We start from the raw sequence: 24,294 nt of genomic DNA on the forward strand, positions 1-24,294 counted from the left end.
AGACGAGATTACACCGGGCAACCGGTGTGACGTAACGGTTGGGAAGACGAACAGCACTTAATGCAGTGCCGGTCGATCCGGCGATCAGGACAACCCACTCGGGCCACAGCATCATCGAATGCGTGCTTTTGACCGGGACCTGATCCGCGGAGGGCATTATGGCCAGCGGTCATGAGTACCGCGCAAACAGGCCGAACACATGGCTGCTCCGACCAACGCTGCAAGTGAAGATTCTTCTTGCCAACCCGGAGCCGTCCACACATGGCCCGTTTGAGACATGCAGACGGACACCAAAAAGGTCTGCTTATGAGGGAAGACCCGAAGTCATCGGTGCGCGGCCAAATCGACGCTCGTGACCCACAGCGAACGTTAATTCGTCCGCGCCCGGATCTTTCGCGGCATGGCGCATGGTGCCGGCAATGTGAGTGACCGTGAGCCGCTACAGGTAACGCAAGCGGTCTGAGCAGCGAATTGATCTGTAACGCTTCGCCTCGACGTGCGGCTTCCTAGTTCGCCCCGGCTGAGCCTGTTGACCTCATAGACATTAACCCATCGGAGAAATCCAATGCGTTCTCTTCTGGTTCTAGGACTATTGATCGCCTTGAGTACCTCGGCTGATGCCGCAACTATGCATCACTCCAGGACGTGGCATCACCTCGCCCCCAACGTAGCCTCGAGTTTCAACTTCGCTCCAGGTTGGGGCTACGAACGGACAGCGCCGTCGGTTCACTACGATGACGCGCCGCCAGCCTACAACGATTCCGGCCCGAACAACCTTGGAGGCTTGGTTGGCGGCAACCCCAATGGCGGTTGATCTCGACACTTGGGCGAAGGCGGCTGATGAGCGTTTTTAGACGCGCGTCACACGCACGAGCCCGAAGGGTAAGCGCCGCGTTTCTGCGCGGGGGCCATGTCCACACATTGCCAAGCAGCTGAGCCGGCAGTCCGCTCTATGTCGGCTCTTTGGGGGTAAAGCGGGCTCGTTATGCTCAACCTGCGTTCTTCCGGGTGAGACCCTTTCCGGACATCGCGCGAAAAACTGTCCAAGACCCGTATAGTGAGCCCCGTGATCTGTTATGGTCTAAACTGCATGGCTTTTGCCCGTGCGGATGCGGACATGAGGCGACGCGACGTTCTAGCTATTGTCGGCGGCGTGGCGGCAAACGAGCCGCTCGCTGCGCGCGCGCATGCATGAGTCCGTTCATGGCCCCAAGCGGCGGAGCCGGCATATGGGCTAAATGTCCGCACTCTTTGGGGGTGAAACGGACTCGATATGCTCATTTGGAGTTTTGTCGAGATTGACCCATTTGCGACATTGGCATCAACCTCTATTCTGTGGTTTCGCTTTAGCGGAGGTGGCGCGATGCAGCTCGCGCGCAGGGTGAGGTCTTTCGTGACATTCGCCGTGCTTGCACGTTTGTCCAGTTTCGGGGTTCATCGATCCCACGTGGCTCGTCGAGATCGAAGCCGATTGCGTGGTCGAATAGGCGAAGCCGTACTTCTCACCGCTTATTGGCACGTTGCGGACATTGACCTGCTCATAAGACAACATTGCTGTCACACCAAATCTCGTTTTTCTGAATACCTTTCCAGGAATGGCAAGCCGGAGTTAACAATTCGGCTGGATTGGGAGCTCGAACACGTAGCATGCAGGAGGTTCCTATGACCAACTTGGTGATCAGGATTGTGACGCTGGCAACGTGTTCGATTGCGCTGATCGCTGCGTTCTCGGTCACTCCGGTTGTTGCGGCCGGGGGCAGCGATCTAGGTGGCGGTGAGGCAAACTATAGCGGGATGGACCAACGCTCCGCTTATCCGCCTTCGTCATACCCGAAGCGGTCGGGCACCAAGGCCACTCACGCCCCGAAGGCCAAGAAAGCCAAGCAGTCCCTTTTCGACGACCCCGCCTTCGCTCATGGGTACCGCGCAGCTTATTCGGCGGTGTACGACCGCACTGACTATGCCTCTGCGATTGAGCAGTTGAAGGCGCTCGGCCACGACGATCACCCGAATGTGGCCAATCTGATCGGCTATTCTTATCGCAAGCTAGGCGACTACAAGCTGTCGCAGGTCTGGTACGAGCGCGCGCTCAAATCCGATCCGAACCATGTGCTGACCTGGAACTATTACGGTCTGTGGCAGATCGAGCAGGGCAACCGCGAGCAGGCGGAATATCATTTGAGCCGGATCGCTGCGATCTGCGGAACCGACTGCGCGGAGTATCGATCTTTGGCGGAGGCGCTGGAAAAACCGCCCGGCACAGGTCTCGTCTATTGAATATAGCCGCAACGCAATTCAGCGAGCGCCGGCCGCGCTATGTCTGGTACCTTCGGATATTCGGACCGTTCTTGAGTATGTCGATGAGAGGTTGGGAGCGACGAGCCATGCAGTCCATGAAATCGGCATTATCGTGCCGTCATCCAACACCACCGTCGAGGCTGATTTCATGCTGGGGCTGCCAGGAGTAAGCGGACATCCGGCGAACGGGCCGATATCGAGGCTCGTCACCCAACCGGTCCTCTTCGTCATCCCAACAGCATGCATGCGAAGGGATCATTGGCCGGCCGATTGGATTGCGTCGGCGTGCGCAGTTCAGGCGTCCAACGAATTCCATGATTCCGCGCGTCCGCCCGAATTGTAGGTTTGGCGACAGCCGCTGAGGCTGGGGTAAGTGCAATGCTGCTGATCGTGAGAATTGCAAAGGCGAGAAAAGCGCATCGAAACATTTCGACTCTCCCTACTGGTGACAATGAGCGTCGTTTCTATGAGCGGCACGCGGTGATGGCGAGAAGCAGATCGGGGCCGAACTCTCCTGCAAATACTGAGACCAGCATCCCCGCACCGAGAAAAAGAGCAATGACAACCCACTGGAACCCCCCGGCGCACTGAACACTGATCCCGAAGCGTTTCGGCCCGTCTTCGCCGAATTAGGAAAATGGTTCGTGCTTATTTCGTCGGAGCCCGTGCCGCGCAGTCGGTTCACCGGCCCGTGAGCGTGGGGCCCAATTGGGGCGGTTCGGAACGTTCCCCGTCGGCCCGTGCCGGACTTAACCGGTCGGATGGAATTGCGACTGAACAGCGGATGGTCGTGCGTCGGCGCTGCTCCAACGAGCGCCATAACGCTCCTTTGCTGCGATGCATGAGTCCGGAATTGATGCTGTGGACCGCTCCTCCCCCGGCACGAAAGTGCCATCGAGGTGGGTGCCGCTTGAGGCTTCCACGATTCGGAGGAGCCAGCGATGCAATCAATTTCGATAATCGGCCTGGATATGCGAAGTCGGTCTTTCAAGTGCATGGCGTTGATGCAGCCGGCCAAGTGGTCCTGCGCCGACAATTGAAGCGCCGGCACGTCCTGGCATTTTTCGATTAGCTGCCACCATGCCTGGTGGGTATCGAGGCATGCGCTTCATCGCACCATTGGTCCCGCGAGTTGCAGGCGCTGGGACATACGGTGCGGTTGATGCCACCAGCCTATGTGAAGCCCTACGTCAAGCGGCAGAAGAACGACACCACGGATGCTGAGGCGATTTGCGAAGCAGTCACGAGGCCAAACATGCGGTTCGTGCCGACCAAGACGATCAAGCAACAGAGCTGTCTGATGCTCCATCGTGCGCGCCATCTCTTCATTCGCCAGCAGACAGCTGTCATCAACTCGATCCACGCGTATATTGCCGAGTTCGGGATCGTCGCCCCGGTCGGGCGCAGGGGCGTCGAGCAAACTGCTGGAAGTCGTCGCTGATACAGCCGACCGCCGGATCCCTGAGGTGGCTCGCGCCTGCCTTGCCGCTCTCGGCAGTCAGTTGCGAGCACTGAAGGCTCAGATCTTGGAGTTCGACAGGCGCATCATAGCCTGGCATCGATCAAACGCGACCAGCAAGCGACTAGATGCCATCCCTGGCGTCGGTCCGGCGCTGGCCACAGCGCTGGGCGCGAGCATTGCTGATCCAGGAGCCTTCCGATCAGGACGGTATTTTTTGGCCTGGGTTGGGCTCGTGCCTAAGCAGAACTCGAGCGGGGGCGCGGCGTGAACGAGATCACCCCGCACACGCTGGTGTGACGTAACGGTTGGGAGGACGAACAGCACGTAATGCGGTGCCGGTCGATCCGGCGATCAGGACAACCCACATCGGGCCAAGGCATCTTCGAATGCGAGGTAGTGATCGGGACCTGATCCGCGGAGGGCATTATAGCCAGTGGTCATGAGTACCGCGCAAACAGGCCGAACATATGGCTGCTCCGACTATTGCTGCAAAGTGAAGATTCTTCTTGCCAACCCGGAGCCGTCCACACATGGCCCACATCGACGAACTCCGGCGATCATCTGAATGTCGGCTTTGAGGGCGTAGAGCGGAAATGTCGGTAAAGAGGCGCACCGACGCTGATGACCCATCTCGGACATTCGCCCTAGCCCGCAAGCGGCAGTGAAAGTTCCATTTGGAAAGCGGCTATCCCCTGCGACTATGCTCGCTTCCTCGCGCTGGCGAGGTGCGCTTTAATCGGAAACTTCAACCCCTCGTCGGCGACATGAGACATCAGCGCGTCGCCGACCTCGCTGACCAGGGCCCTGCGAGTTTCATCCGAGACTTTGGCCACATGGCCTGAGATCGGCGAACCGCGCACATAGTCCTGCACGAACCGCAAGACTGACGGAAAACGAACGGTGCCTGCAACCGACTCAATCGTTATGTCGCGGAAACCTTCCGCAGCCACCAGTGCACGCAGCTGTTCGGCATCGGCGAGCGCAAAGGGAGCGCGCATAACGCCCGCCGCCTCGGTGCTCACGTGCCGCGCAAGCGCGGCGGCTAAGGCGCTGAATCCGGGACTGTATTGGATGTCCTGCCACACCATGAATCCCAGGCGGCCGCCGGGCACCAGCACGCGATACATCTCGCGCAGCGCGGCGGGCCGATCTGGAAAGAATTGGAGTCCCAACTGGCAGTACACAACATCGAATGCCCCGTCAGGCAGAGGCATATTCGTCGCGCTGGCCTCTTGCCACGTGATCGGTGCACTTGTGCGCGGGTCGGAAGTTGTGATCGAGGCAGCGACCGCCAGCATGCCGGGGTTCAGATCGAGACCGGTCACGTTCCCGGTGGGGCCTACCCGCTGCGCAGCGAGCCGCGCCACCACGCCGGTACCGCACGCGATGTCCAATACGCGCTCACCTGGTCGCGGGTCAGCGAGTGCAACTACGAGCGGTGCCCAAAGTGCGAAGACAGCCGGAACAAGGGCGTGCTCGTATGCCTCGGCGGCATTTCCAGTTACCTGCCATTGTCCTTGGTCAGTCATCGCCCTATCCTTGATAGCCGCTAAGTTCGCGCTTGCCGTCCGCCACGCTCGCTTTCCTGTGAAGCTATCACTCCGGGGGCGACAGCGGACGCGGCGCTTTGGCGCACGCGAATATAGCAAGGATGCTCGATCTCGTGCTCGGCGGTCACCCGCGCGGGGCTTGAATACAAATGCAACTTGCGGCGGTGCATGAGTCCGGTATTGGCGCGAAGCGGCTGCCTCGGCATGTCTGCTCCATGTCAGCTCTTTGGGGTGAAGCGGACTCGATATGCTCAAGCTGAGTTCTTCCGGGTGTGACCCGCAACAGACAAAGGCAGCCAATTTTGCCGTGACGCTCAACAGCCCCGTCTAACGATGTGGTAGGCTGTAGACATCGACCTGAGGAAAGCGCATGAGACGGCGCGACTTCGTCACTCTCATTAGCGGAGCGGCGGCGGCATGGCCACTCGCCGCGCGTGCGCAGCAGCCGGTGATTGGGATGCTCGCGACCGCTTCGGCCGAAGCCAACGCCGCACGGCTCCGCGCTTTTTACCAGGGGCTGCACGTCGAAGGTTACGTCGAAGGAGATAACGTCAAACTTGAATATCGCTGGGCCGAGGCAGACAGCGGTCGACTGCCGGAGCTTGCATCGGAGCTGGTTCAACAGAAGGTAACAGTGCTTGTTGCTGCCGGAGGAACCGCTTCAGCGCTCGCAGCGAAGACGGCAACAGCAAAGATTCCAATCGTCTTCGCGATCGCTGGCGACCCAGTAGCTCTCGGACTTGTCGCCAGCCTTAGCCGGCCACGCGGCAACGTGACCGGTGTGACAAGTCTAAATCTAGAGGTAGTACCGAAGCGGCTGCAGCTGATGGCCGAGCTACTGCCCTCGGCTACCAACATGGCTCTTTTGATCGACCCCGCCGTGCCTGACCTTGCCGAGCCTGCGACGCGTCTCTCGCAGGAATTCGCCCGCGGGGCCGGGCTGCAGCTACATGTTCTCCATGCGAACAGTGAGCGCGATTTCGATTTGGTCTTTGAAACCTTGACCAGCCTGCATGTCAACGCGCTGGTCATCGCCCCCGATAATCTCTTCACCGCCCGTAGCGAGCGACTTGCTGAGCTGACGGTCCGCCATGCGTTGCCCTCCGTATATCAATTTCGTCGGTTCGTCGTTGCCGGAGGCTTGATGAGCTACGGCAGCAGTGAAACGGAGTACTACCGTCTCATCGGGACCTACGCCGGAAAAATTTTAAAGGGTGACAAGCCGACCGACCTGCCGGTCCAACAGCCGACGAAACTCGAACTCATGATTAATCTCAAGACCGCCAAAGCACTCGGTCTCAGCATACCCCTACCGCTCGTTGGCCGCGCCGACGAGATTATCGAATAAGCGCTCTGTTGTTGCGGTGCATGAGTCGGCAACTGGCCCTTTTCGACCGAATCTAGCGCTCGTCTTCATGTCTGCTGTCAGGGGGTAGACCGGACATGGCCCCGGCACAGCCAAATCGACGCGCATGACCTTCAGCCGACATAGGGGGCGGCAACTTGATGTGCTGCCCAGCTGCTGACCGGGGCACCTGCATGGCCGACCGAGCCCGCGCACAGCTCAGAGGTTCCCGACCAGCCGCGTCCGGCCCGCGAAGCCGTTCAAAACCTGCTATAATCGACAAATTGCCGAACACCGCATGTGGGCGTTTGTCGGAGCAGCCGCACATGGCATATTGGGATAGCGAGTTCCAGCGGGTCCGGTCGCCGCTCCTGCGCTACGGACTTGCAGTCGTTTCCGTGGCGATCTCGACGGCCGCCGCGCTCTTGATTCAGGAATACCAATTCCGCGATGTAGAGCTACCGGTTATTGTCCTCGTCATCGGCCTTGTCACCTGGTACGCGGGGACCGGGCCTGCCGTGGTGGCCGTTCTGTTGTCCTCGCTGACGTTCAATTATTTTTTCGCAGAACCCCTCTACACCTTTTACGTTTCCACGCGAGACATCCCTTACTTTCTGATTTTTGTGCTCTCGGCGGTCGTCGTTGCCTCCTTCAGCGCCGTTCGACGCCGCATCGAGGAGAATCTTCGCCACGCACGCGATCGGCTGCAAGACGAGCTCGAATGGCGCCAGCAGCGCGATGCCGAAATTCGCAAGCTCAACCATGAGCTCACGCTGCGCGCCGCCGAGCTGGTGGCGGCCAACAAGGAACTCGAGTCGTTTGCCTACTCCGTGTCGCATGACTTGCGGGCGCCGCTGCGCCATCTCGTCGGCTATTCGGAACTGCTGCAAAAGCACGCATCGGGTTCGTTGGACGACAAGGGTCAGAAATACCTGCAGACGATTCTGGAAGCCGCAAAGCGAATGGGCAACCTGATTGATGATCTGCTGGCGTTCTCCAGGATCGGGCGGGTCGAGAGCAGGACGAGCGACGTGGACCTCCAGCAATTGGTCAAGGAAGTGGCTTCGGAGGTCGGACAGCAGGCGAAGGAACGGAAAATCTCCTGGAAAATCGGCGCACTGCCGGCCTGCCATGGCGATCCCTCCCTGCTGAGGCTGGTTGTCGTGAACCTGGTTTCAAATGCGGTTAAATTTACGGGAACCCGGAGCCTCGCCGCAATCGAGATTGGCGCTGTAAATGGAAATGCAGACAAGATAGAAATCTTCGTCCGTGATAATGGCGTCGGGTTTGAGATGCAGTATGTCGACAAGCTTTTCGGTGTGTTTCAGCGCCTGCATCGGGCCGACGAGTTCGAAGGCACCGGCATCGGATTGGCCACCGTACACCGCATCATTCATCGACACGGCGGCACGGTGCGCGCCGAAGCGGCCCTCGATCGAGGCGCCACCTTCTATTTCACACTGCCGAAAGCCGTAAATCCCGCAGAGATGAAAGCGAGGCAGCCATGAGTGACCTGGGACGCATTCTGGTCGTGGAGGATGATCCGAGAGATGTCGACCTTACACTTACGGCTCTGGATGAATACAAGCTCGCCAACGAGGTCGTGGTTGCCCGCGACGGCACGGAGGCCCTCGACTATCTGTATTGTCGGGAAAAATTCGCCTCGCGCCCCAAGGAAAATCCGGCCGTTATCCTGCTGGATCTGAAGCTGCCGAAGGTGAATGGCCTGGAGGTCCTGCAGGCCATCCGGTCGGATGAACGGCTCAAGATGATTCCCGTAGTTGTTCTGACGTCGTCCCACGAAGAAAGGGACATGATGGCAAGCTACAAGCTCGGGGTGAACGCTTACGTCGTGAAGCCGGTCGACTTCCACGAGTTCGTCAACGCCGTCAAGGAGCTCGGCATGTTCTGGGCCGTCATCAACCAGCCGCCGCCGGGAAGCGCGAAGAAGGTGTTATGAGTTCGCCCATCGCGATCCTGTTGCTGGAGGATGACCCAAATGATGCCGGGCTCGTAGAGGAATGTTTGCAAGCCGGGCATTTCATTACCCGCATCACCCGCGTCCAGGATCGCGCGGAGTTTCTCGCCGTTCTTGAAGACGGCGAATTCGACCTGATCCTCTCGGATCACAAGCTCCCTACGTTCGATGGCTTTTCCGCATTGAACCTTGCACTGAGTTTCCGTCCGGATCTTCCATTCATCTTTGTTTCCGGCACCCTCGGCGAAGAGGCAGCGATCGAAGCCCTCAAGATCGGGGCCACCGATTATGTGCTGAAGACCCGGCTGTCGCGTCTCGTGCCCGCCGTACAGCGCGCATTGGGCCAGGCAAGCGATCGGGCTGCCCGCAAAAGAGCTGAGGGCGCGCTGCGCCGGACTGAAACGGAGCTTCGCGATGTCATAGAGGCGATCCCTGCGATAGCGCTTACCGCCCAGCCCGACGGCAGCAACGTTTGGATAAACCGGCAGTGGGTGGAGTTTACGGGGCTCTCCGTGGAAGAGACCTTGGGATCGGGTTGGCAATCCGCGGTTCATCCCGATGACCTGACTGAACACACCGCCAAGTGGCATCGTGCGATGGCAAGTGGTCAGCCGTTCGAAAACGAGGCGCGGTATCGCAGCGCCAGGGGCGAATACCGGTGGTTCCTGGCGCGGGCGGTACCGCTTCGTGATGAACAGGGCGGGATTCTCAAATGGTACGGCATCCTGACTGATATCACCGAGCGCAAGCGCGCAGAGGAACGCCTCCGCGTGCAGCACACAGTCGGGCAGCTCCTGGCGGAAGCGGCCACGATCGAGGAAGTCACTCCGAGAATACTGCGGGTTATGGGCGAGTGTCTGGGATGGGACGTGGGCGCGCTCTGGCGCGTGGACCGGGAGGCCGAGGCGCTGCGCTGTGTCGAGCTTTGGCATACAGCGTCGATAGAAGTCCCGGAATTTGAAAAAGTCGGTTCGGAGTTCACCTTCGCCCCGGGCGTGGGACTACCGGGCCGGGTTTGGTCCAGTCTTAAGCCCGCCTACATTCCCGACGTCGTTCCTGACACAAACTTGCCGCGCGGACCCATCGCCGAACGCGAAGGACTACACGCGGCCATCGGCTTTCCTATCCTGCTCGGGAGCGAAGTCTTGGGTGTGATCGAGTTTTTCAGCCGCGAGATCGGGCAACCCGATCAGGAGCTGCTCGACATGGTAGCCACCATCGGCAGCCAGATCGGTCAGTTCATCGAACGCAAGCGCGCCGAGGCGGAACTGCGCGAGTCCGAACAGAACTATCGCACGTTGTTCGAATCGATTGACGAGGGCTTTTGCACGATCGAAGTCTTGTTTGACCAGAACGAAAAGCCGGTTGACTATCGTTTTCTGCAAATCAGCCCGTCGTTCGAACGGCAGACGGGAATCGAAAATGCCGCCGGCAGGCGGATGCGCGAAATCGCGCCGCGGCACGAAGAACGCTGGTTCGAGATTTACGGCAGGATCGCCCTGACCGGCGAGTCGATGCGATTTGAGAACGAAGCCAAGCAACTCGGACGCTGGTATGACGTTTACGCCTTCCGCGTCGGAGACCCCAAGCGCAGACGCGTCGGAATCCTTTTCAACGACATCACCGAGCGCAAACGGGCGGAAGCCGAAGCACGCGACAGCGAGCGCCGCTATCGCGAAGTGCAGGCGGACCTGGCCCACGCGACTCGCGTTACGACGATGGGGCAGCTCATGGCCTCGATTGCCCATGAAATCAGACAGCCGATCGCCGCGGCCATCATGAACGCTCAGGCCGGGTTGAAGTGGCTCAATGCTAAGCCGCCGAATCTGGAGCAGGTCCGGCAGACGCTCGGCGGTATCGTCAGCGCCGGCAAGCAGGCCGACAACGTCATCGACCGTATGCGAGCCCTTATCAAGAAGGCGCCGCCGCGGAAGGAGGACATCGAGATCAACGAGGCGGTGCTTGAGGTCATAGCCTTGACCCGCGCCGAAACTTCGAAGAACGGCGTCTCGGTGCGGACGCAACTGGTCGGTTCGCCGCATGTTTACGGAGATCGGGTCCAGCTGCAGCAGGTACTGCTCAACCTCATTATCAATGCGATCGAAGCCATGCGCGATGTCGGCGAAACGGATCGCCAACTGCTTGTCGGCACCCGGAGCGAACCGGATGGCGTTTGCGTCGAAGTGCGCGATTCGGGGCCAGGCTTCGCGCCGGCCACGCTTGAACGCCTGTTCGAGCCTTTCTACACGACGAAATCGGGCGGCTTGGGATTAGGACTGTCGGTCTGCCGATCGATCATCGAAGCGCATTACGGGCGATTGTGGGCGAGTCCCAACCTGCCACGTGGTGCGATCTTCCGCTTTATTGTGCCTGCCCGTCCAGCAGACGCATCGTAAGACGAGCGCGGCCTCGGGGACGCCTGACGAGCGGAAGATGTGACCGACCTGCCGCTAATTGGCTCGAACGTCCACTAATGGCGTTGGTTGATGCCGCGCCAATGTCCGCTTGTGATGCTGTTGTCTAATCGCTGCTGAGGCGTCAAGTAGATAGTTTCGTTCAGGGGACGCTGCCGGGTGCATGGTTGTCTTCGCGGTCGACATCTGCCGCCGCATGACGGAGCTTCGCAGGACGAGCCTTCAATGTGGACGACGCACTTTGCTGGGTCGGCAGTGCAACAGCATCAGCGGAATGGCTCGGCTCACGTCCGGGCAGGGACACCTTAGGCGTTCAGGGTCTGAACGCTATCTTCACTTATGCGGCGGCTCCGGCCTTCGGATTAAACAATTCGCCGGTTTTGAGCATCCTATGCATTATCACCGCCAGTTTGCGTGCCACAGCCACGGCAGCTCTTTTGAAGCCGATCCTTTGCCGGAGCTGCAGACCCACGTGCGCAGAGTGCTGTGGGTTGAGCTGCGCGTCAGAATAACCGCATCGTGACCCGTTGCGGACATAACGGCAGCAAGAAAGCAGCCCACGAAAATGGGTCGGCGCAATCAGTCAAACCATTCACTCACCCGGCCAGCCAGGTCGGGCGACAACGGCAGCCCGAGATTTTCGAGCGCCGTTCGGTTTGCGCTGATGGTGAACTCGGTGGGGCCCACGATGGGTAGATCAGCCGGATTTGCGCCGCGCAAAATCTTGTCCACGTACTTGGCCGCGCCGTAGTAGCCCTCGTAATGACCCGGACCGAGCGCGATTAGACCGCCCGCCATGACGTATTCGTCGTCGCTGAAGACAAATGGCACCTTGTGTTTCGCCGCCCCCGCCGCCAACGCGAACCTTCGGGAATTGATAAAGGTATCGACCGCGTTCGTAAGCCCCTGGACTCCGAGTCCAAGAGCCTTATCAAATGCCGCGTCCACATCCTCTGGCTTGCGAATGTCGAGTTGCTCGACCGCGATGCCCAGCTTCTGCCCTTCTGAGCGAAGGAGTTCGAGTTGGGTGGCATTGTTGGGGTTTTGCCCATTGAGCACCATCGCGACCCTCTCGAGCTGCGGTACGAGGCGCTTGAGAATGCGCAGCCGCTCGCCGATCAACTGCGGAGCGTACATCGTTGTGCCGGTGACATTCGTGCCCGGCCGCTCCAGACTCGCAACCACCCCGATCCCGACCGGATCGAACACTGCCATCATGACGATAGGTATCGTTTTGGTCGCCCTAGCGGCGGCACGGGTTGCCGCAACGTTCGCGGCGAGGATGATCTCGACCTTGCGCTGGACAAGGTCCGCGACCACGCCATTATAGTCCGCATCGAGCTCGGCCTCGCGATACTCGACTCTAATGTTCTTTCCCTCAGCATAGCCGAGTTCCGCCAAGCCCTTCTTGAAGATGTCGAGCCGCTTCGGATTGGCATTCTTGGCAGCCACATAGGCGAGCGTAGGCATCGGTTCGGCCTTCGTGTGGACAGTCGAAACGAACGACAACAAAGCCAACGCGAAAAAAAACGCCCGGTGTACCGACATGACAGTTCCTCCTGCGTCTCAAGTCACGCCAGTTGAACATCGGAGCGCCCACTGCAGCAAGTCGGCTTCTGGCTCTTCGCGTCATATCGCGGCAACGCAATAATTCAGTCGCTTCCGGGGTGAAGCAGACATCGGCGGTTGCGCGCGCCTGAGGAACAGCGACGCAAATGACCCAAAGCCGACCTCGATGGACCAGGGATCGTCTGCTTTAGTGCCAGAAGAGGAAATCGCGATGCGTTCGCGAGGCCCTTAGGTCCGCTGAATCGCGCGAAGAGGATTCGTGTGCTCTGCTTCGGCGCTGGGCAAGGTGAACCGCAATACAGCGCCGCGAGGCTCATTTGCTTCCGCCCACAGCTTGCCGCCATGAGCATCGATAATGGAGCGGCATATCGCCAGCCCCATCCCTGTTCCATTGGATTTGGTGGTGTAGAACGCGTCGAAGACTCGATCGAGATGCTCCGGATCAATGCCTGGCCCGGAATCGCGCACCGCCACGAGAACGCCTGGCCGGTCTTGTTGGGTGCTGATCGACAACTCTCGTGCCCTCTGCTCGGCCGAACCCATTGCTTCAGCCGCATTCAGAATCAGGTTCAGCAAGACCTGTTGCAGCTGTATCCGATCCCCCAGAACCGGAAGCAATCCATCCGCAAGCCGAGTCTGAACCGAAACGCCGTTCTTGTGGATCACGCTTTGCGCCAATACGAGCACTTCGCTCAGCGCCGCATTGAGATCAAAGCGTTCCTTTCGCGGTGGCGCTTTCTTCATGTGATCACGCATCCGTCCGACGATGTCCTTAGCTCGGTCTACGTCCCTGACAACACATCCGAGCGCTTCCCTGACCTCATCCAGATTCGGCGGCTTCATTTCCAAAAAGCGCATCCCTGCACGCGCGTTGTTGCGGGCGGTCGCGATAGGATGCAGAATTTCGTGAGATAGCGAGGCAGCCAATTCTCCCATCGTGCTCACGCGGTTCATGTGGGCGAGATTCGCCTCGCTTTCCCGCAATGATTCCTCAGCTTGTTTGCGCTTTGTCATATCTACAGCGGTACCGATAAACTGGATGAGCTCGCCGTCTTCGTTGAGAACCGGATGACCCGAGGCACTGATGTGCCTAACTGTTCCGTCTAGCAGAAGAACCCTGTACTCGGCATAGGTGTCAATTTTTTTGCGAAGCGACTCCTCAAATCTCTCCTTTACCCAATCGCGATCCTCGGGGTGGATTTGCTGTCGAAAATTTTCTCGAGAAGGTAGGCTCGACCGTGGATCCAACCCGTAAATGTGGAACATTTCCTCGGAACAGTACAGCACCTGCTCCGTGTGGGGATCCCAAGCCCAACTGCCTGTATGCGTCAGCTTCTGCGCTTCGGCCAAATAGTCCTTACTTCGCATCAGCGCTTCCTCGACGCGCTTGCGCTCTGTCAAATCGAGCACGAATGCAAGGCCCTCGTCGCCTCCTTCTTTGAACAGAACGGCGCCAACAAGCACAGGAACGCGGCTGCCGTCTTTCCGGAAATATTCTTTCTCGAAGGGCTGAACGGTTCCGGTCGAGTTCAGTTCTGCCCAGATACGTTTGTCGACTTCGCGCCATTCCGGCGGTGTCAGTTCAGTCAAGCGTACGCGCCCCCAGGCCAGGTCCTCACGGTGATATCCCAGGATACGTAGAAACGCGTCATTGGCTTCAAGAATCCGACGTTCGCGGTCGGCAATGATTATCCCGATGATGTTAGCGTCAACCAAACGCCGAATCTTCCCTTCGCGATCTGCGAGGTCACGATAGAGCCGCGAATTTTCGAGCGAGATTGCCGCTTGCGATGCAAGCAACTTCAATAAGGCGACGCGATCAGGTGTGAAAACGTTCGGCGTCAGATTGTTCTCCAGGTAGAGAATACCGATGAGCTTTCCCTGATTTATCAACGGCAAGCAGAGAATAGAACGAACACAACCTTGAAGAATATAGGGATCGGCAGAAAATGCATGCTGAGATGAAGCGTCATTGAGAATCACAGTCTCATGGGTGCGCGTTCCAAAACGAACCAACGACTCCGGCAACGCCGCTGTGCTATAGGATCCGTCCCGTAGGTGCACGATTACATTTTCTTCTCCACTAGCGGTCGCTTCCGCCTCTATCTCCAGCTCATCGCCTCGCGGGACAATCAAGAGACCTCGTTCGGCGCCTGCATGCTCGAGGGCTGCGCGCATGAGTTTGTCGATGAGCTTTTCCAGCACCATCTCGCCAGAGAGTGCTTGCGAGACTTCGATCATCGTTGCGAGATCGAGATGTTCGACCGGCGCTTCGATCGTACCCGCTGGAGCCGGCGCACGCTCGTCCTGCCTTAGCCGCGGATGGAGCTCATCGAGCTGCCGCACCTTGCCATGGGCTCCCCAACGCAGATAGCAATGCCGGGCGTCTCGCAAATACACCCGACCAATCTTCTCGAAACCGCGCGTCGCATAGAACCGCGCGGCGAGTTCGTTGGCGATCCCTTCGTTCTGGACGAAGCCGCTTGCGCGAGCCAACTGGATCGCACGTTCGTACAAGTCCATCGCATCGAGCGGGCGGCCCTCGATACGGGCAATCTCAGCCGCGACCAGCGCTGCACGATCCTCGAAGTTCTGCGGACAATTCGCCGCGCAGACCCGTAGGTGCTGCTCGTGCGCGTCAAGTGCTTCTCGATGCTTGGCGTACAGGTCGGGTCCGATGGGCTCGCACCAGGCAGCACGAGACAGCGCCGCATAGAAGTGATATTCCGTCTTCTGCACAATAAACAGCGACAGCGACGCGGAGATCGCGTGCCACCTCTCTACTTTCTCCGCTGCGTCGATCGCCGATCCGTAATCGCCGGCGAAGAAGCGCGCCTGGAGCTTTCGGATCCAATAGTAACATTCCAAGAAGGCGCGCGCGGGTCGCCCCGTCGCGCGTTCCTCGAAGGAGCGCTCGGTGAAGGGATCATTGTCGAGCGCGCCGAACTTCATGGTTGTTCCGCGCAGCGTCCGCACGAGCGCGATAGGAGCGGAAACTCTGTCAAGGAACGATCCGAACCGCTGCACGAACTCCAATCCGTCCTCGATCTCACGCTCAAGTTGATCGAGTGGATGGCCCAAGGTCAGAAAAATGGCACACAGATCGCGGAGAGCGAATACGGCAAATGTGGGGTCGCCGTGCTCTTTCGCCATCTGAAAGCTACGACGCAACGGAACGATCCCCTCCACGAGTGGTCGTGTCCACGGGATATGAACCCCGAACAGATAATAGGTCTTTCCCCCGAAGTGATACCATCTCCGACGTTCGAGGAGATCACACGCCATCTTTCCGAATCGATAACCCCTCTCGTAGTGACCGAAGCGGGCGCTGGCGATCATGCCCAGTGCTTGATAGTTCGCCGGAGCGGCGTCGCTGTTGCCACGCTCCAGGCTGAGAATGGCCGCCCTGCAGATGCCGAGCGCGACCAGATTATTGTCAGTGTACAAGGCTGGTACAGTCAGGCTGGTGAGCACGTTCATGGTCGCCTGCGCCTCTGGATCGTGCATCAGCGGCAGGTCAACGAGATCCTCAATAGCGCGATCTCCGAGCAGCGACCAGATGCGCTCGTACTCGGCGTGCGCCTCCGCCTCAGTGGGATGCGCCGACCATTCGATGCCCACATGCCGCAAGCATTCCAGCGCCACCGTCACAGCGCGCTCGCCGTCCCCGAGCATCGTGTACAGATCGACTCGCCGACGCGCCACGAAGCATTGTTGGACCGTTCCGACAGCGCGCGTCGCGAGCGTTGCCAGACGCTCCTCAGCCGCCTGCAACGCGCCCGTACACACCTCACAGTCGGCGGGTTGAAGTGCCAACTCGAAGGCCAGCTCCTGCCGGCGCTCCCACGCGTCTTCCGGCAGCAGCGCCGCGCCGGCGGTGAAATAGGTCAATGCCGAGGCGTAGGCCGAGGACGCCTTGGCGCGTTTGCCGGCCGCCAGGTTCAGCTCTACGAGCTGCTCGCGCTCATCCTGTGACGTAATCAGAGTTGCGCCGCGGTTGAGCTGGTTGACAATCTCGAAGACTGCCTCGTCGCGCTTTTCCGGCGGTGTCTCTGCCAAGAGCAGCCGGCCAATTTTCAAATGCGCCTCCGCCCGCGCCTCTTCCGGGATCAGCGCGTAGCCTGCCTCCTGCACCCGGTCGTGGACGAACTTATAGGAGCGCGCGACACGATCGATCAGTTGCTGGTGCAGGGCGTCCGCCAGAGCGGCGTGCACCTGATCCTCGGGCATTTCAAGAACGATAGAGAGCTTGGCGACGTCGGCGACGTTGCCGAGGCAGGCGAGCTGCCGTAATGCGTCCAATGTGTCGAGCGGCAGCCGCGTCAGCTTTCCAGCCAGGAGCTCCAGCACGTTGTCCGTGTACCGCTTGGCGTGGATTGCGGCGAGGTCCCAGCACCATCTCGCTCGCTCGTGATCGAAGGCCAGGAGGCTCTCGTCGGCGAGCACGTGAAGAAATTGGATCACGAAGAACGGATTGCCGCCCGTCTTCACGTCCACCAACTCTGCGAGGGGGTAAGCCTCCTCCACGTCGCAGCGAAGCGAGTCTGCGACAAGGTTTCCGAGGTCATTGGTTGCCAGCGGTGCCAGCTTGATATCCTGCACCCTTCCGGTTGCGCGGATCGCCTCCAGCTTGCGCATGAGCGGATGCGCTGCGGCGACCTCATTGTCGCGGAACGCGCCGATGAGGAGGAGATTGCGGAGATCGGACCGGCTCAACAGGTCTTCCAAAAGGTCGAGCGTCGCCGCATCGAGCCATTGCAAGTCATCGAGGAACAGCGCCAGGGGATGTTCCGGCCGAGCAAAGACGCCGATCAACTGCCGAAGCACCATCTGGAAGCGCCGTTGCGCGTCCTGCGGCGGAAGCTCAACGACCGGCGGCGGCTCTCCGATGAGGAGCTTCAGTTCAGGAACGAGAGCCACCATCAGTCCTGCGTTAGATCCCAGCGTCTCCTGCAAGGCGTCGCGCCATGGCGCAAGGTCGGTGTCGCTCTTGCCGAGCAGCGGCCGGATCAGGCTCTGAAGCGCCTGCGCCAGCGTCGCGTAGGGAATATCGCGTTTGAGCTGATCGAATTTGCCGGAAGCGAACAGGCCACGCGGCGGTACCAGCACCGGCTGCAGCTCGTTGACGACCGACGATTTGCCGATGCCGGAATAGCCGTAAACCAGGACCAGTTCCGGAGCGCCACCGTTGACGACGCGATCGAAGGCGGCGAGCAGGGTCTCGACTTCGCGCCGCCGCCCGTAGAGCTTCTCGGGGATCAGGAACCGGTCGGGCGTGTCGTGTTCGCCGAGTGGAAAGTCGTCGATCCGGCCCTGCGCCTCCCATTCAATCAGGCAGCTGCGAAGGTCGCTTTCGAGACCGGCGGCGGTCTGGTAGCGGTCTTCGGCTCTCTTCGCGAGCAGCTTCATGACGATAGCCGAGACGGCGCCGGGAATTTCCTTCAGCCGCTCGGCGGGCGCCACCGGCCGCCTGGCGAGATGGCAGTGCACCCATTCCATCGGGTCCGCGGCGGTAAACGGCAAAGCACCGGTGAGCATTTGGTAGAAAGTGACGCCGAGGGCGTAGAGGTCGCTGCGGGAATCGATTGACCGATTCATCCGTCCGGTCTGTTCCGGCGCCATGTAGGCGAGCGTGCCGGCGATGGTCTCAGGAGGGTGAGGCGACTGACGTTCGCGTGCGAAGCGCGAGGCGATGCCGAACCCGGTCAACCGCACCTCGCCGGTCGCCTCGTTGAGCAGGATGTTGGCCGGCTTGATGTCCTTGTGGACGAGCCCGCGCTGGTGAAGCTTGCCCAGCGCGGAGGCAATCGGGATGGCAAGGCTCAAAAAGCGTCCAATCTCCACGGGCACGCCGAGCAACCGCTCGAGCGGCTCGCCGCCCGCATCTTCGAACACCAGCATGGTTCGACCGGCGTCGCTTACGAGCTCCAGCGGGCGCACTGCCCACGTCCCGCCGAGTTCGTCCTTCAGTCCGTATTCGTGCGTCAGCCGATCGAGGTTTGAACGCGACGGGTGGTCGGCGGCAGGGGCAACAAGCAGCACGGCGAGCCGGTTGCCATTGTCGTCCAGCCGCCAGCCACGGCTGAACACGCGCTCGCCGTCCTCCCACAATACCTGAGGGCTACCGTCCGAGTAGGCGACGTTCAGCGACTGCTGCACCATCTGTCACACTCCGGCGTCGGGCGTCGGCTTGAAGTCGGCTGATCAAGCTCTTCGTGCGCCACACGCGCGGCCTCTGTCCGGCCTGGAGAAATTGGACAACCGGCCTGCGGCCGCCAAAATGGTCTGGATTGGCTCACCGCCACGCTGGACGGCTTCGTCGTGGGCGCAAGGCCGGTTCGATTGCCAAAATCGGGGCCACGAAATGCGGCTGCATGAACAGATGAACGAGAAACCCGGGATTTGGTTTCAAGACGCCAACGGTGAGCGGCCATGACCATTTGTTGCGCCGGGCCAGGTCGAGAGCACGTTGCTGCCTGACCGCTCGATCAGATGCTTGCCGATGCGCTTGATGCCCATCTTCACCAGCTCCCAGATGCGCCGCCGCCGAAGCCGCCGCCGGAAAATCCGCTGTCGATGGCCGCAAGGTCGCTGCCGTAGTCTCCGTCGAAAATCGTACTCCATCGCCCGAGAAATGCCAGCCGTCCCTTGGTCTTGCCGGATGCGGCGGACGCGGATCGTCCTTCATTGTAGCAGCAATCTGGCGCGATTTGCCCGGCTTTACTCCCGGCGCCAGCGTATGCGGGTACACCAACGGCCCTGCTCGCGGATACCAGACGCGCGGTAGCTGGCGGAAGCCCGGCCGGCGCACACGGCAACGCTCCAGCCGGCCAATCATCAGGGACGCCGTTGAGCATCTGAGTGACGTCGCATGGCTAACCCCGCTGCACCGCCCATGACCGACGTAGCCATGAGAGTACGCGAACGGCCCATCAACGGTCGAGCAGATTTCGAAATGTCCGCTCTTGCACCGATGGCGGCCCTTATGGGGAAGCCGCCTTTGGCCCAACTCAGACCTCCTGCGATGTCCGCTTTCGCACAGCTAATGGGGGGTAAGCGGACCTAAGCGTAGTGGATTGCAACCCGAAGCTCCTGCCTCTGAGACCCAAAGCGTCAGGCCTTCTGAACACACAGGCAGCGGCTGCAGGTTTCAGCTTCGCAAGGCCCGTGTCGACGACCGCGTGCATCGCGATAATGTCGAGCCGACGCCGCGCTGCATCGAGCCCGAAGGGCTCGGGGCTATTTAGAGTTGGTATCATTTAGGTATCGTCGGCAGGGAGGCTCGAATGCGCCGCGGAAAATCCGGCGCTCCCTTGGCCGCGTTCGCGGCCTCGTTGATCAGGGAGCGCCGCCGGAGTTCATCGAATGGCAGCGATGTGTCGATCCGGCCCGATTCGTAGAGGTAGGCATCGATCAGGCCGTTGAGATAATGGCGGACGTCGACCCCGCCGCCACGACCGGCGGCGTTCGCATAGCGTACAATGTTGACCGTGCAGCTGTTGGTTAGCAGGTTGTAGAATTCGGGATGGTCGGCGAGTTCGTTGATCCGCTTCAGATAGACCAGGAACAGTCTGCGCGTGTCGTCGGGGGACGTGTTGAGATGATAGAGGTACACCGGCTCACGCCGGTGGTTGGTGCGGACGCCGACGATGTCGCGCTCCTCCCCTACCAGGTAGATCAATTCAAATTGCTTGAAGAGTGAGGCTACCGGCGCAAAGCCCTCGCCGACCTCTGGCCGGGTCTCGATCGAGATGCTGAGCGGTTGTGCATTGTCAAAGAGGAAGCTTACAAAAGTGTGTCCGACTGGACCTTCGGTAAAGTAGGACACGTAGAAATCGAGACCGGTTACGTGCGATAGCTGCACGTCCGATCCTCCCAGCGCTCGGTAAAATCGTTTCTACTGCGGTAGTCGAAGTTGCGTACGCCCGTCAGGTGCACATTGTCGCCATTTATGATGGCGCGCGGCATCACCGCGACTTCGGGTCGCCAGTTGCGGTCGTGCGATGCAGGAATAGCTATCCACCATGCCACCACGCCAAAAAACAGCGCGATCGCTATCGCTGGCATGCGACGGTTGCGCGAGAACCAGAACGCGAAGATCGCGAACAGGGCAAATGCCACAGCCAGGGCCAGGCGCGCTGCCGGCCAGGGCAGGTTGGAATAATAAATGGCGAGCGTTGCCCACACGATCAGCAAGAGCCGGCACAGGAAGCCGATAGCAGCGATCAACCAGAAGAAGGTCCTGGACAGAAAGCTTCGGGCCGAACTCATCAGGTTATTCGGCTGTTTCGAAGTCATATGCTTGCTCGCGTCGGCGTCATCAACGCATTATGCATCGTTGCAAGTTTGTCAGGGTAGCAGGTAAGGTGTCCTGAGCACATTTATTTCGTTAAGCAGGTTCTGGTGCATGATCGCGCCCGAACTCTTTTGGCTCGTATCCGCCGTTCGCCCAAGGCCGGATGTCTCGGGCGCGAGGCGTACAACTAAAACAAGGGTATGATTGGATGACGATTGGCGATCTGGTCCGAAGCCGACCTATCCCGGTTCTATATGGGTTGATGTTTATCTCGCTGATCGCATTGATGCCGCTTCCGCCGCTGTTGCAGAATCAGGACTACCATCAGTTCGCTGATCAGCGTGAATTGTTCGGCATCCCGAACTTCTGGAATGTGGTCTCAAATCTGCCCTTCATCGCGATCGGTGCAGCCGGGTTGCTGCGGTTTCATCACAACGCGATTACCCTCGTGCTCTTTACGGGGATATTCCTGACCGGCTTCGGTTCTTCCTATTATCATCTGAATCCGAACGACAGCACCTTGTTCTGGGACCGGCTGCCGATGACGCTTTGCTTTGCGGCAATTTTGTCCGCAGTCGTCGAGGAGCGGGTAGACGCAAGGGCAGGAGCAATGTTGTTGCGGCCCCTGTTGGCGATCGGCATTTTCAGTCTTTTGCTTTGGCGCTGGACCGACGATTTGCGGCTCTATGCCTGGGCGCAGTTTTTTCCTTTTGTTGTCCTTGTTCTGATACTCCAATTCTTTCCGCCGAAATTTACCGGCACTTCGTATTGGGTGGCCGCGGCCACGCTCTACGCGCTCGCCAAGCTGCTGGAATATTATGACCACGAGGTCTATTCGTTTGGTGGAATTCTAAGCGGGCATACGCTGAAGCACCTTGCGGCAGCAGCCGCCTGCTTCGCAATCCTGAAGCTGTTCCAAGTTCGCCGACCGCTCGAAGGCGCGGCCAGCAGCTAGGCCCTGTACTGATCAGGCCATCTTGCGTGAGCGGTGCTTATGGCCTCTAGGGGATCTGCCGAGGAAGGCGCAAAAACCCTTCAACCAGTCGTGCAAGAAGCTTGGGGGTGTTGTGCGGAGTATCTGTCGCGACTTCGCGAGGATCGCGGGCTTCGAACCGCCGGATCAGTTGGAGCCTTGAGCCTAACGTTTGCTATTAAGCATAAGTCATGCACGCTTGTTCAATTCTGCTAATGGCCCTACCCAGACCTCCGGCGACGGCCGCTTTCACGCCGCTGTTCGGGCATAGCAGACATCCGACACGCCTGATCCACAGCGTCCTAGCTGGCCAGCGAGCTTTGGTGCGCCTCCCGGAGAGAAAATTGGTCGCGTCTCCCGCTGCTCATTCGATTGAGGTGGGGACATACGCCAAACGCGTTATCCGGGATTGACTGCCGCGTTGATGGTCTCATCGAGATTATCGCGCAGAAACGGTTTCTTCCACGAAACGGCATCGGAAGCTCGGTCACGGCGCAACCGCTGGCGAAAAAACGGAAGGCCGCGGCGTTCGACAATTTCGGCGACGGGCCAGACATCGTAGCCGCCGACGGTAACATCGAGAATAGCGAAATCAAAAGCGGCGGATAGCGCCAAGGTTTTGGCATCCTCGATGCTCCCAGCCTCGGCGACCACACGATGCCCAAGCTCTTCCAGAATATCTGGAACCATCATCCGAATAAAATCCTCGGCCTCCACGAGAAAGATGGCAAGCGATTGGGTTGGATCAACGTTGGTCATCGGCATGCTTCTCTGGTTTGGTTCAGCGAAAGGCGTCAATCGTGTTCACGCGAGTTGCGCTGCTTCGCCTTGTCGTGGGGAACGAGAGACCCTTTATCGACGTGCGTCCAGCACCCAAGAGCAGAACCCGCGGCGACTGTTCTTATGCCGCTGCTTTGTTATCCTTGTCTCTCCGCGCAGACTTTTAGCGAGGTTTCCGGCAGCGACCTTTGCAGCAATTTCGCCTCATCCCACGGCATTAGCCTCTGTCGCGAGGAAGCAGTAGACCTGATGTGGGCCGGGTATCGGCTTCGACTTGGTGCCGCGATCCCCATTGAGGGCGAACCACACCACGGGGCCTTTCTCAGTGCGGTCGCCTTATCAAGAGTTAATCGCTTGTTTACTTGGAGCGTGCTCACTTAAACTAATTTGTTGCGTCGAGTAAATAACCATGTCCGATGCTCTCGAGTTGCTTCGCTCGCGTGGCATGACCCAGGTCGTAGTGCTCGCGCTGATCTCGTTCGGCCTTGCTGGTTGCAGCGCCGACATGTCGACGCGCTTCTCGCAAAACTCCTATTCCGATAATCCCTTTGCCTTCGACCCGCAGCCGACCGGCTCGGTGCAGTCGGCCGCGGCGGAGCGTCGTGAGCTGCCGCAATATGCGCCGCCGCAATCGCCATATGCGCAGCCGCAGCTCTATCAGACGCAGCCCCTGCTGCCGCCGGCTGCAGCACCGCAGCCCTCTCCGACGACAAGCTTCGGCAGGTCCGCGGGCGGGCAGGGGGTGGCTTCCAATTGAGAGTTGGTGGTTGCCGCAATGCGCCGGTGACCATCCCCGCCCTGTTTCCTGCTAGTGACGAGTTTTCCCAACATCCGAAAAGGCTCCGGTAATTAGCGACCTCCTGAGATAGAGAAGGTTCGATCCCAGTTCCTCTCCCTCCGCCATGAGTCGCCGCAAGCATTTGATGTGCTGTTGATTTTTGACGCGGCTTGGCCTCTGCCCTAGCACCTGCCCTAACGGGCTCGCTCGCGATCCGTTCTGCGGCCCCCTGTCGCATGCATGCGCCTTAACGATCAGCACACAGTCGAAACCCTCGCGATCGTTCTCCCGAATTGCAGCGGTCGGCGCGTCTCTGCAAGGCGTGGCGACAAGCTGAGCAACTCGTCGGAAACGCTCTGGCCGCCGGCCTCCTCGGGCGTGAACCCGCTCCTCCGCGCGTGCCAGAACCAGCCCCACCGCGTCAGAACCCCCCGGGGGTACATGGACAGGCCCCCCGGTCTCGCGCGCGCGGAGACATGGGCCGAAAAGATGCAGCCCCGGTTTTTGAAAAGGTTTAGAGTTCGTAAATCGCACTCCGACAGGAGGCGAGGCGGAGTCACCACAGACTTGGATCGACGCGTGTTGATCAGCGCACTCAGCGGTTGCTCAATCGTTCACGGGCATACCTCAGCTCTTGGCGGCAGTACGCAACCAGTTCTGCGTCACCATTGTTCCGCGCTGTGGCGAGAGCACGCTCGATCTGTGAGAGCGCCGTCTGGGCCTTCTGCGCATCGTTGGTTCGTTCAGCAAGCAGCGAACACACGACACCTAGACCGGCCGTGCTCTTGGCCCATTGAAGCGGCACGCGCTCGCGCGTTCTTTCCATAAGTGCCGCGCGGTAGGCCACGACC

At 59.7% G+C, this 24,294-nt stretch carries 14 protein-coding genes and 2 pseudogenes; 8 read left to right on the forward strand and 8 right to left on the reverse strand.

Annotated features, from left to right (window positions below; all coding sequences use genetic code 11):
- Window positions 1-1,662: 1,662 nt before the first annotated feature.
- Both A3AI_RS0132695 and A3AI_RS50360 read left to right on the forward strand, forming a co-directional pair.
- A complete protein-coding gene (locus A3AI_RS0132695) occupies window positions 1,663-2,277 on the forward strand; it encodes a tetratricopeptide repeat protein (RefSeq protein WP_024519600.1) in 615 nt (204 codons plus the stop codon).
- A gap of 967 nt (window positions 2,278-3,244) precedes the next feature.
- Window positions 3,245-4,019, forward strand: a pseudogene (locus A3AI_RS50360) (IS110 family RNA-guided transposase); the annotation flags it as partial.
- A 439-nt stretch (window positions 4,020-4,458) separates the two neighbouring features.
- On the opposite strand, the gene A3AI_RS0132705 reads toward A3AI_RS50360, so the two are convergent.
- Window positions 4,459-5,289 (reverse strand): methyltransferase domain-containing protein, encoded by an 831-nt coding sequence (locus A3AI_RS0132705; RefSeq protein WP_024519602.1) that lies wholly within the window; start codon window positions 5,287-5,289, stop codon window positions 4,459-4,461.
- Window positions 5,290-5,680: 391 nt separating this feature from the next.
- Between A3AI_RS0132705 and A3AI_RS0132710 the strand changes: the two genes are divergently transcribed.
- From A3AI_RS0132710 to A3AI_RS45535, 4 genes are all read left to right on the forward strand, one after another.
- Window positions 5,681-6,658 carry an ABC transporter substrate-binding protein gene (locus A3AI_RS0132710; protein ID WP_024519603.1) on the forward strand — a complete coding sequence of 326 codons (978 nt, stop codon included), beginning with the start codon at window positions 5,681-5,683 and terminating at the stop codon, window positions 6,656-6,658.
- Window positions 6,659-6,981: 323 nt separating this feature from the next.
- Window positions 6,982-8,163 carry a PAS domain-containing sensor histidine kinase gene (locus tag A3AI_RS43845; protein ID WP_051382568.1) on the forward strand — a complete coding sequence of 394 codons (1,182 nt, stop codon included), beginning with the start codon at window positions 6,982-6,984 and terminating at the stop codon, window positions 8,161-8,163.
- The gene (locus tag A3AI_RS0132720) at window positions 8,160-8,615 is read left to right on the forward strand and encodes a response regulator (protein WP_024519605.1); all 456 of its coding nucleotides are present in this window, start codon (window positions 8,160-8,162) and stop codon (window positions 8,613-8,615) included. Before A3AI_RS43845 ends, A3AI_RS0132720 begins: the two co-directional genes overlap by 4 nt.
- Entirely contained in the window at window positions 8,612-11,029 is a 2,418-nt protein-coding gene (locus A3AI_RS45535; protein WP_024519606.1) for a PAS domain S-box protein, read from the forward strand. Before A3AI_RS0132720 ends, A3AI_RS45535 begins: the two co-directional genes overlap by 4 nt.
- Before the next feature lie 355 nt (window positions 11,030-11,384).
- Here the strand turns inward: A3AI_RS45535 and A3AI_RS46580 are convergent.
- The 5 genes and pseudogenes from A3AI_RS46580 to A3AI_RS49535 form a co-directional block, all read right to left on the reverse strand.
- Window positions 11,385-11,560: pseudogene (locus tag A3AI_RS46580) on the reverse strand (IS110 family transposase); the annotation flags it as partial.
- Window positions 11,561-11,626: 66 nt separating this feature from the next.
- On the reverse strand, window positions 11,627-12,595 hold the full coding sequence (locus A3AI_RS0132730; RefSeq protein ID WP_024519607.1) for an ABC transporter substrate-binding protein: 969 nt from the start codon (window positions 12,593-12,595) through the stop codon (window positions 11,627-11,629).
- 249 nt (window positions 12,596-12,844) lie between these two features.
- Entirely contained in the window at window positions 12,845-18,778 is a 5,934-nt protein-coding gene (locus tag A3AI_RS0132735; protein ID WP_024519608.1) for an ATP-binding sensor histidine kinase, read from the reverse strand.
- 1,093 nt (window positions 18,779-19,871) lie between these two features.
- Window positions 19,872-20,480, reverse strand: coding sequence for an Lnb N-terminal periplasmic domain-containing protein (locus A3AI_RS49530; protein ID WP_245287004.1), 609 nt, complete (start codon window positions 20,478-20,480; stop codon window positions 19,872-19,874).
- Window positions 20,462-20,914, reverse strand: a complete 453-nt coding sequence (locus tag A3AI_RS49535; protein ID WP_245287005.1) for a hypothetical protein — start codon at window positions 20,912-20,914, stop codon at window positions 20,462-20,464. The genes A3AI_RS49530 and A3AI_RS49535 overlap by 19 nt, the downstream gene beginning before the upstream one ends.
- 206 nt (window positions 20,915-21,120) lie before the next feature.
- Here A3AI_RS49535 and A3AI_RS0132750 point away from each other — a divergent pair, with 206 nt between their 5' ends.
- Window positions 21,121-21,867, forward strand: a complete 747-nt coding sequence (locus A3AI_RS0132750; RefSeq protein ID WP_063615512.1) for a ceramidase domain-containing protein — start codon at window positions 21,121-21,123, stop codon at window positions 21,865-21,867.
- A gap of 417 nt (window positions 21,868-22,284) precedes the next feature.
- On the opposite strand, the gene A3AI_RS0132755 is transcribed toward A3AI_RS0132750, so the two are convergent.
- Window positions 22,285-22,644, reverse strand: coding sequence for a response regulator (locus A3AI_RS0132755; RefSeq protein WP_024519610.1), 360 nt, complete (start codon window positions 22,642-22,644; stop codon window positions 22,285-22,287).
- A 430-nt stretch (window positions 22,645-23,074) separates the two neighbouring features.
- Here A3AI_RS0132755 and A3AI_RS0132760 point away from each other — a divergent pair, with 430 nt between their 5' ends.
- On the forward strand, window positions 23,075-23,422 hold the full coding sequence (locus A3AI_RS0132760; RefSeq protein WP_024519611.1) for a hypothetical protein: 348 nt from the start codon (window positions 23,075-23,077) through the stop codon (window positions 23,420-23,422).
- 616 nt (window positions 23,423-24,038) lie between these two features.
- Here the strand turns inward: A3AI_RS0132760 and A3AI_RS49545 are convergent.
- Window positions 24,039-24,290, reverse strand: a complete 252-nt coding sequence (locus tag A3AI_RS49545; protein WP_245287006.1) for a hypothetical protein — start codon at window positions 24,288-24,290, stop codon at window positions 24,039-24,041.
- Window positions 24,291-24,294: the final 4 nt, after the last annotated feature.

The sequence above is a fragment of the Bradyrhizobium sp. Tv2a-2 genome, from assembly GCF_000472425.1.
Lineage (GTDB): Bacteria > Pseudomonadota > Alphaproteobacteria > Rhizobiales > Xanthobacteraceae > Bradyrhizobium.

Excerpts from the sequence above, each read along its gene's own strand:
- A3AI_RS0132710 (WP_024519603.1), top strand. The coding sequence starts at position 5,681 with ATGAGACGGCGCGACTTCGTCACTCTCATTAGCGGAGCGGCGGCGGCA.
- A3AI_RS0132760 (WP_024519611.1), top strand. The coding sequence starts at position 23,075 with ATGTCCGATGCTCTCGAGTTGCTTCGCTCGCGTGGCATGACCCAGGTC.
- A3AI_RS0132695 (WP_024519600.1), top strand. The coding sequence starts at position 1,663 with ATGACCAACTTGGTGATCAGGATTGTGACGCTGGCAACGTGTTCGATT.
- A3AI_RS49535 (WP_245287005.1), bottom strand. The coding sequence starts at position 20,914 with ATGACTTCGAAACAGCCGAATAACCTGATGAGTTCGGCCCGAAGCTTT.
- A3AI_RS43845 (WP_051382568.1), top strand. The coding sequence starts at position 6,982 with ATGGCATATTGGGATAGCGAGTTCCAGCGGGTCCGGTCGCCGCTCCTG.
- A3AI_RS0132755 (WP_024519610.1), bottom strand. The coding sequence starts at position 22,644 with ATGACCAACGTTGATCCAACCCAATCGCTTGCCATCTTTCTCGTGGAG.
- A3AI_RS0132705 (WP_024519602.1), bottom strand. The coding sequence starts at position 5,289 with ATGACTGACCAAGGACAATGGCAGGTAACTGGAAATGCCGCCGAGGCA.
- A3AI_RS45535 (WP_024519606.1), top strand. The coding sequence starts at position 8,612 with ATGAGTTCGCCCATCGCGATCCTGTTGCTGGAGGATGACCCAAATGAT.
- A3AI_RS0132750 (WP_063615512.1), top strand. The coding sequence starts at position 21,121 with ATGACGATTGGCGATCTGGTCCGAAGCCGACCTATCCCGGTTCTATAT.
- A3AI_RS0132735 (WP_024519608.1), bottom strand. The coding sequence starts at position 18,778 with ATGGTGCAGCAGTCGCTGAACGTCGCCTACTCGGACGGTAGCCCTCAG.
- A3AI_RS0132720 (WP_024519605.1), top strand. The coding sequence starts at position 8,160 with ATGAGTGACCTGGGACGCATTCTGGTCGTGGAGGATGATCCGAGAGAT.
- A3AI_RS0132730 (WP_024519607.1), bottom strand. The coding sequence starts at position 12,595 with ATGTCGGTACACCGGGCGTTTTTTTTCGCGTTGGCTTTGTTGTCGTTC.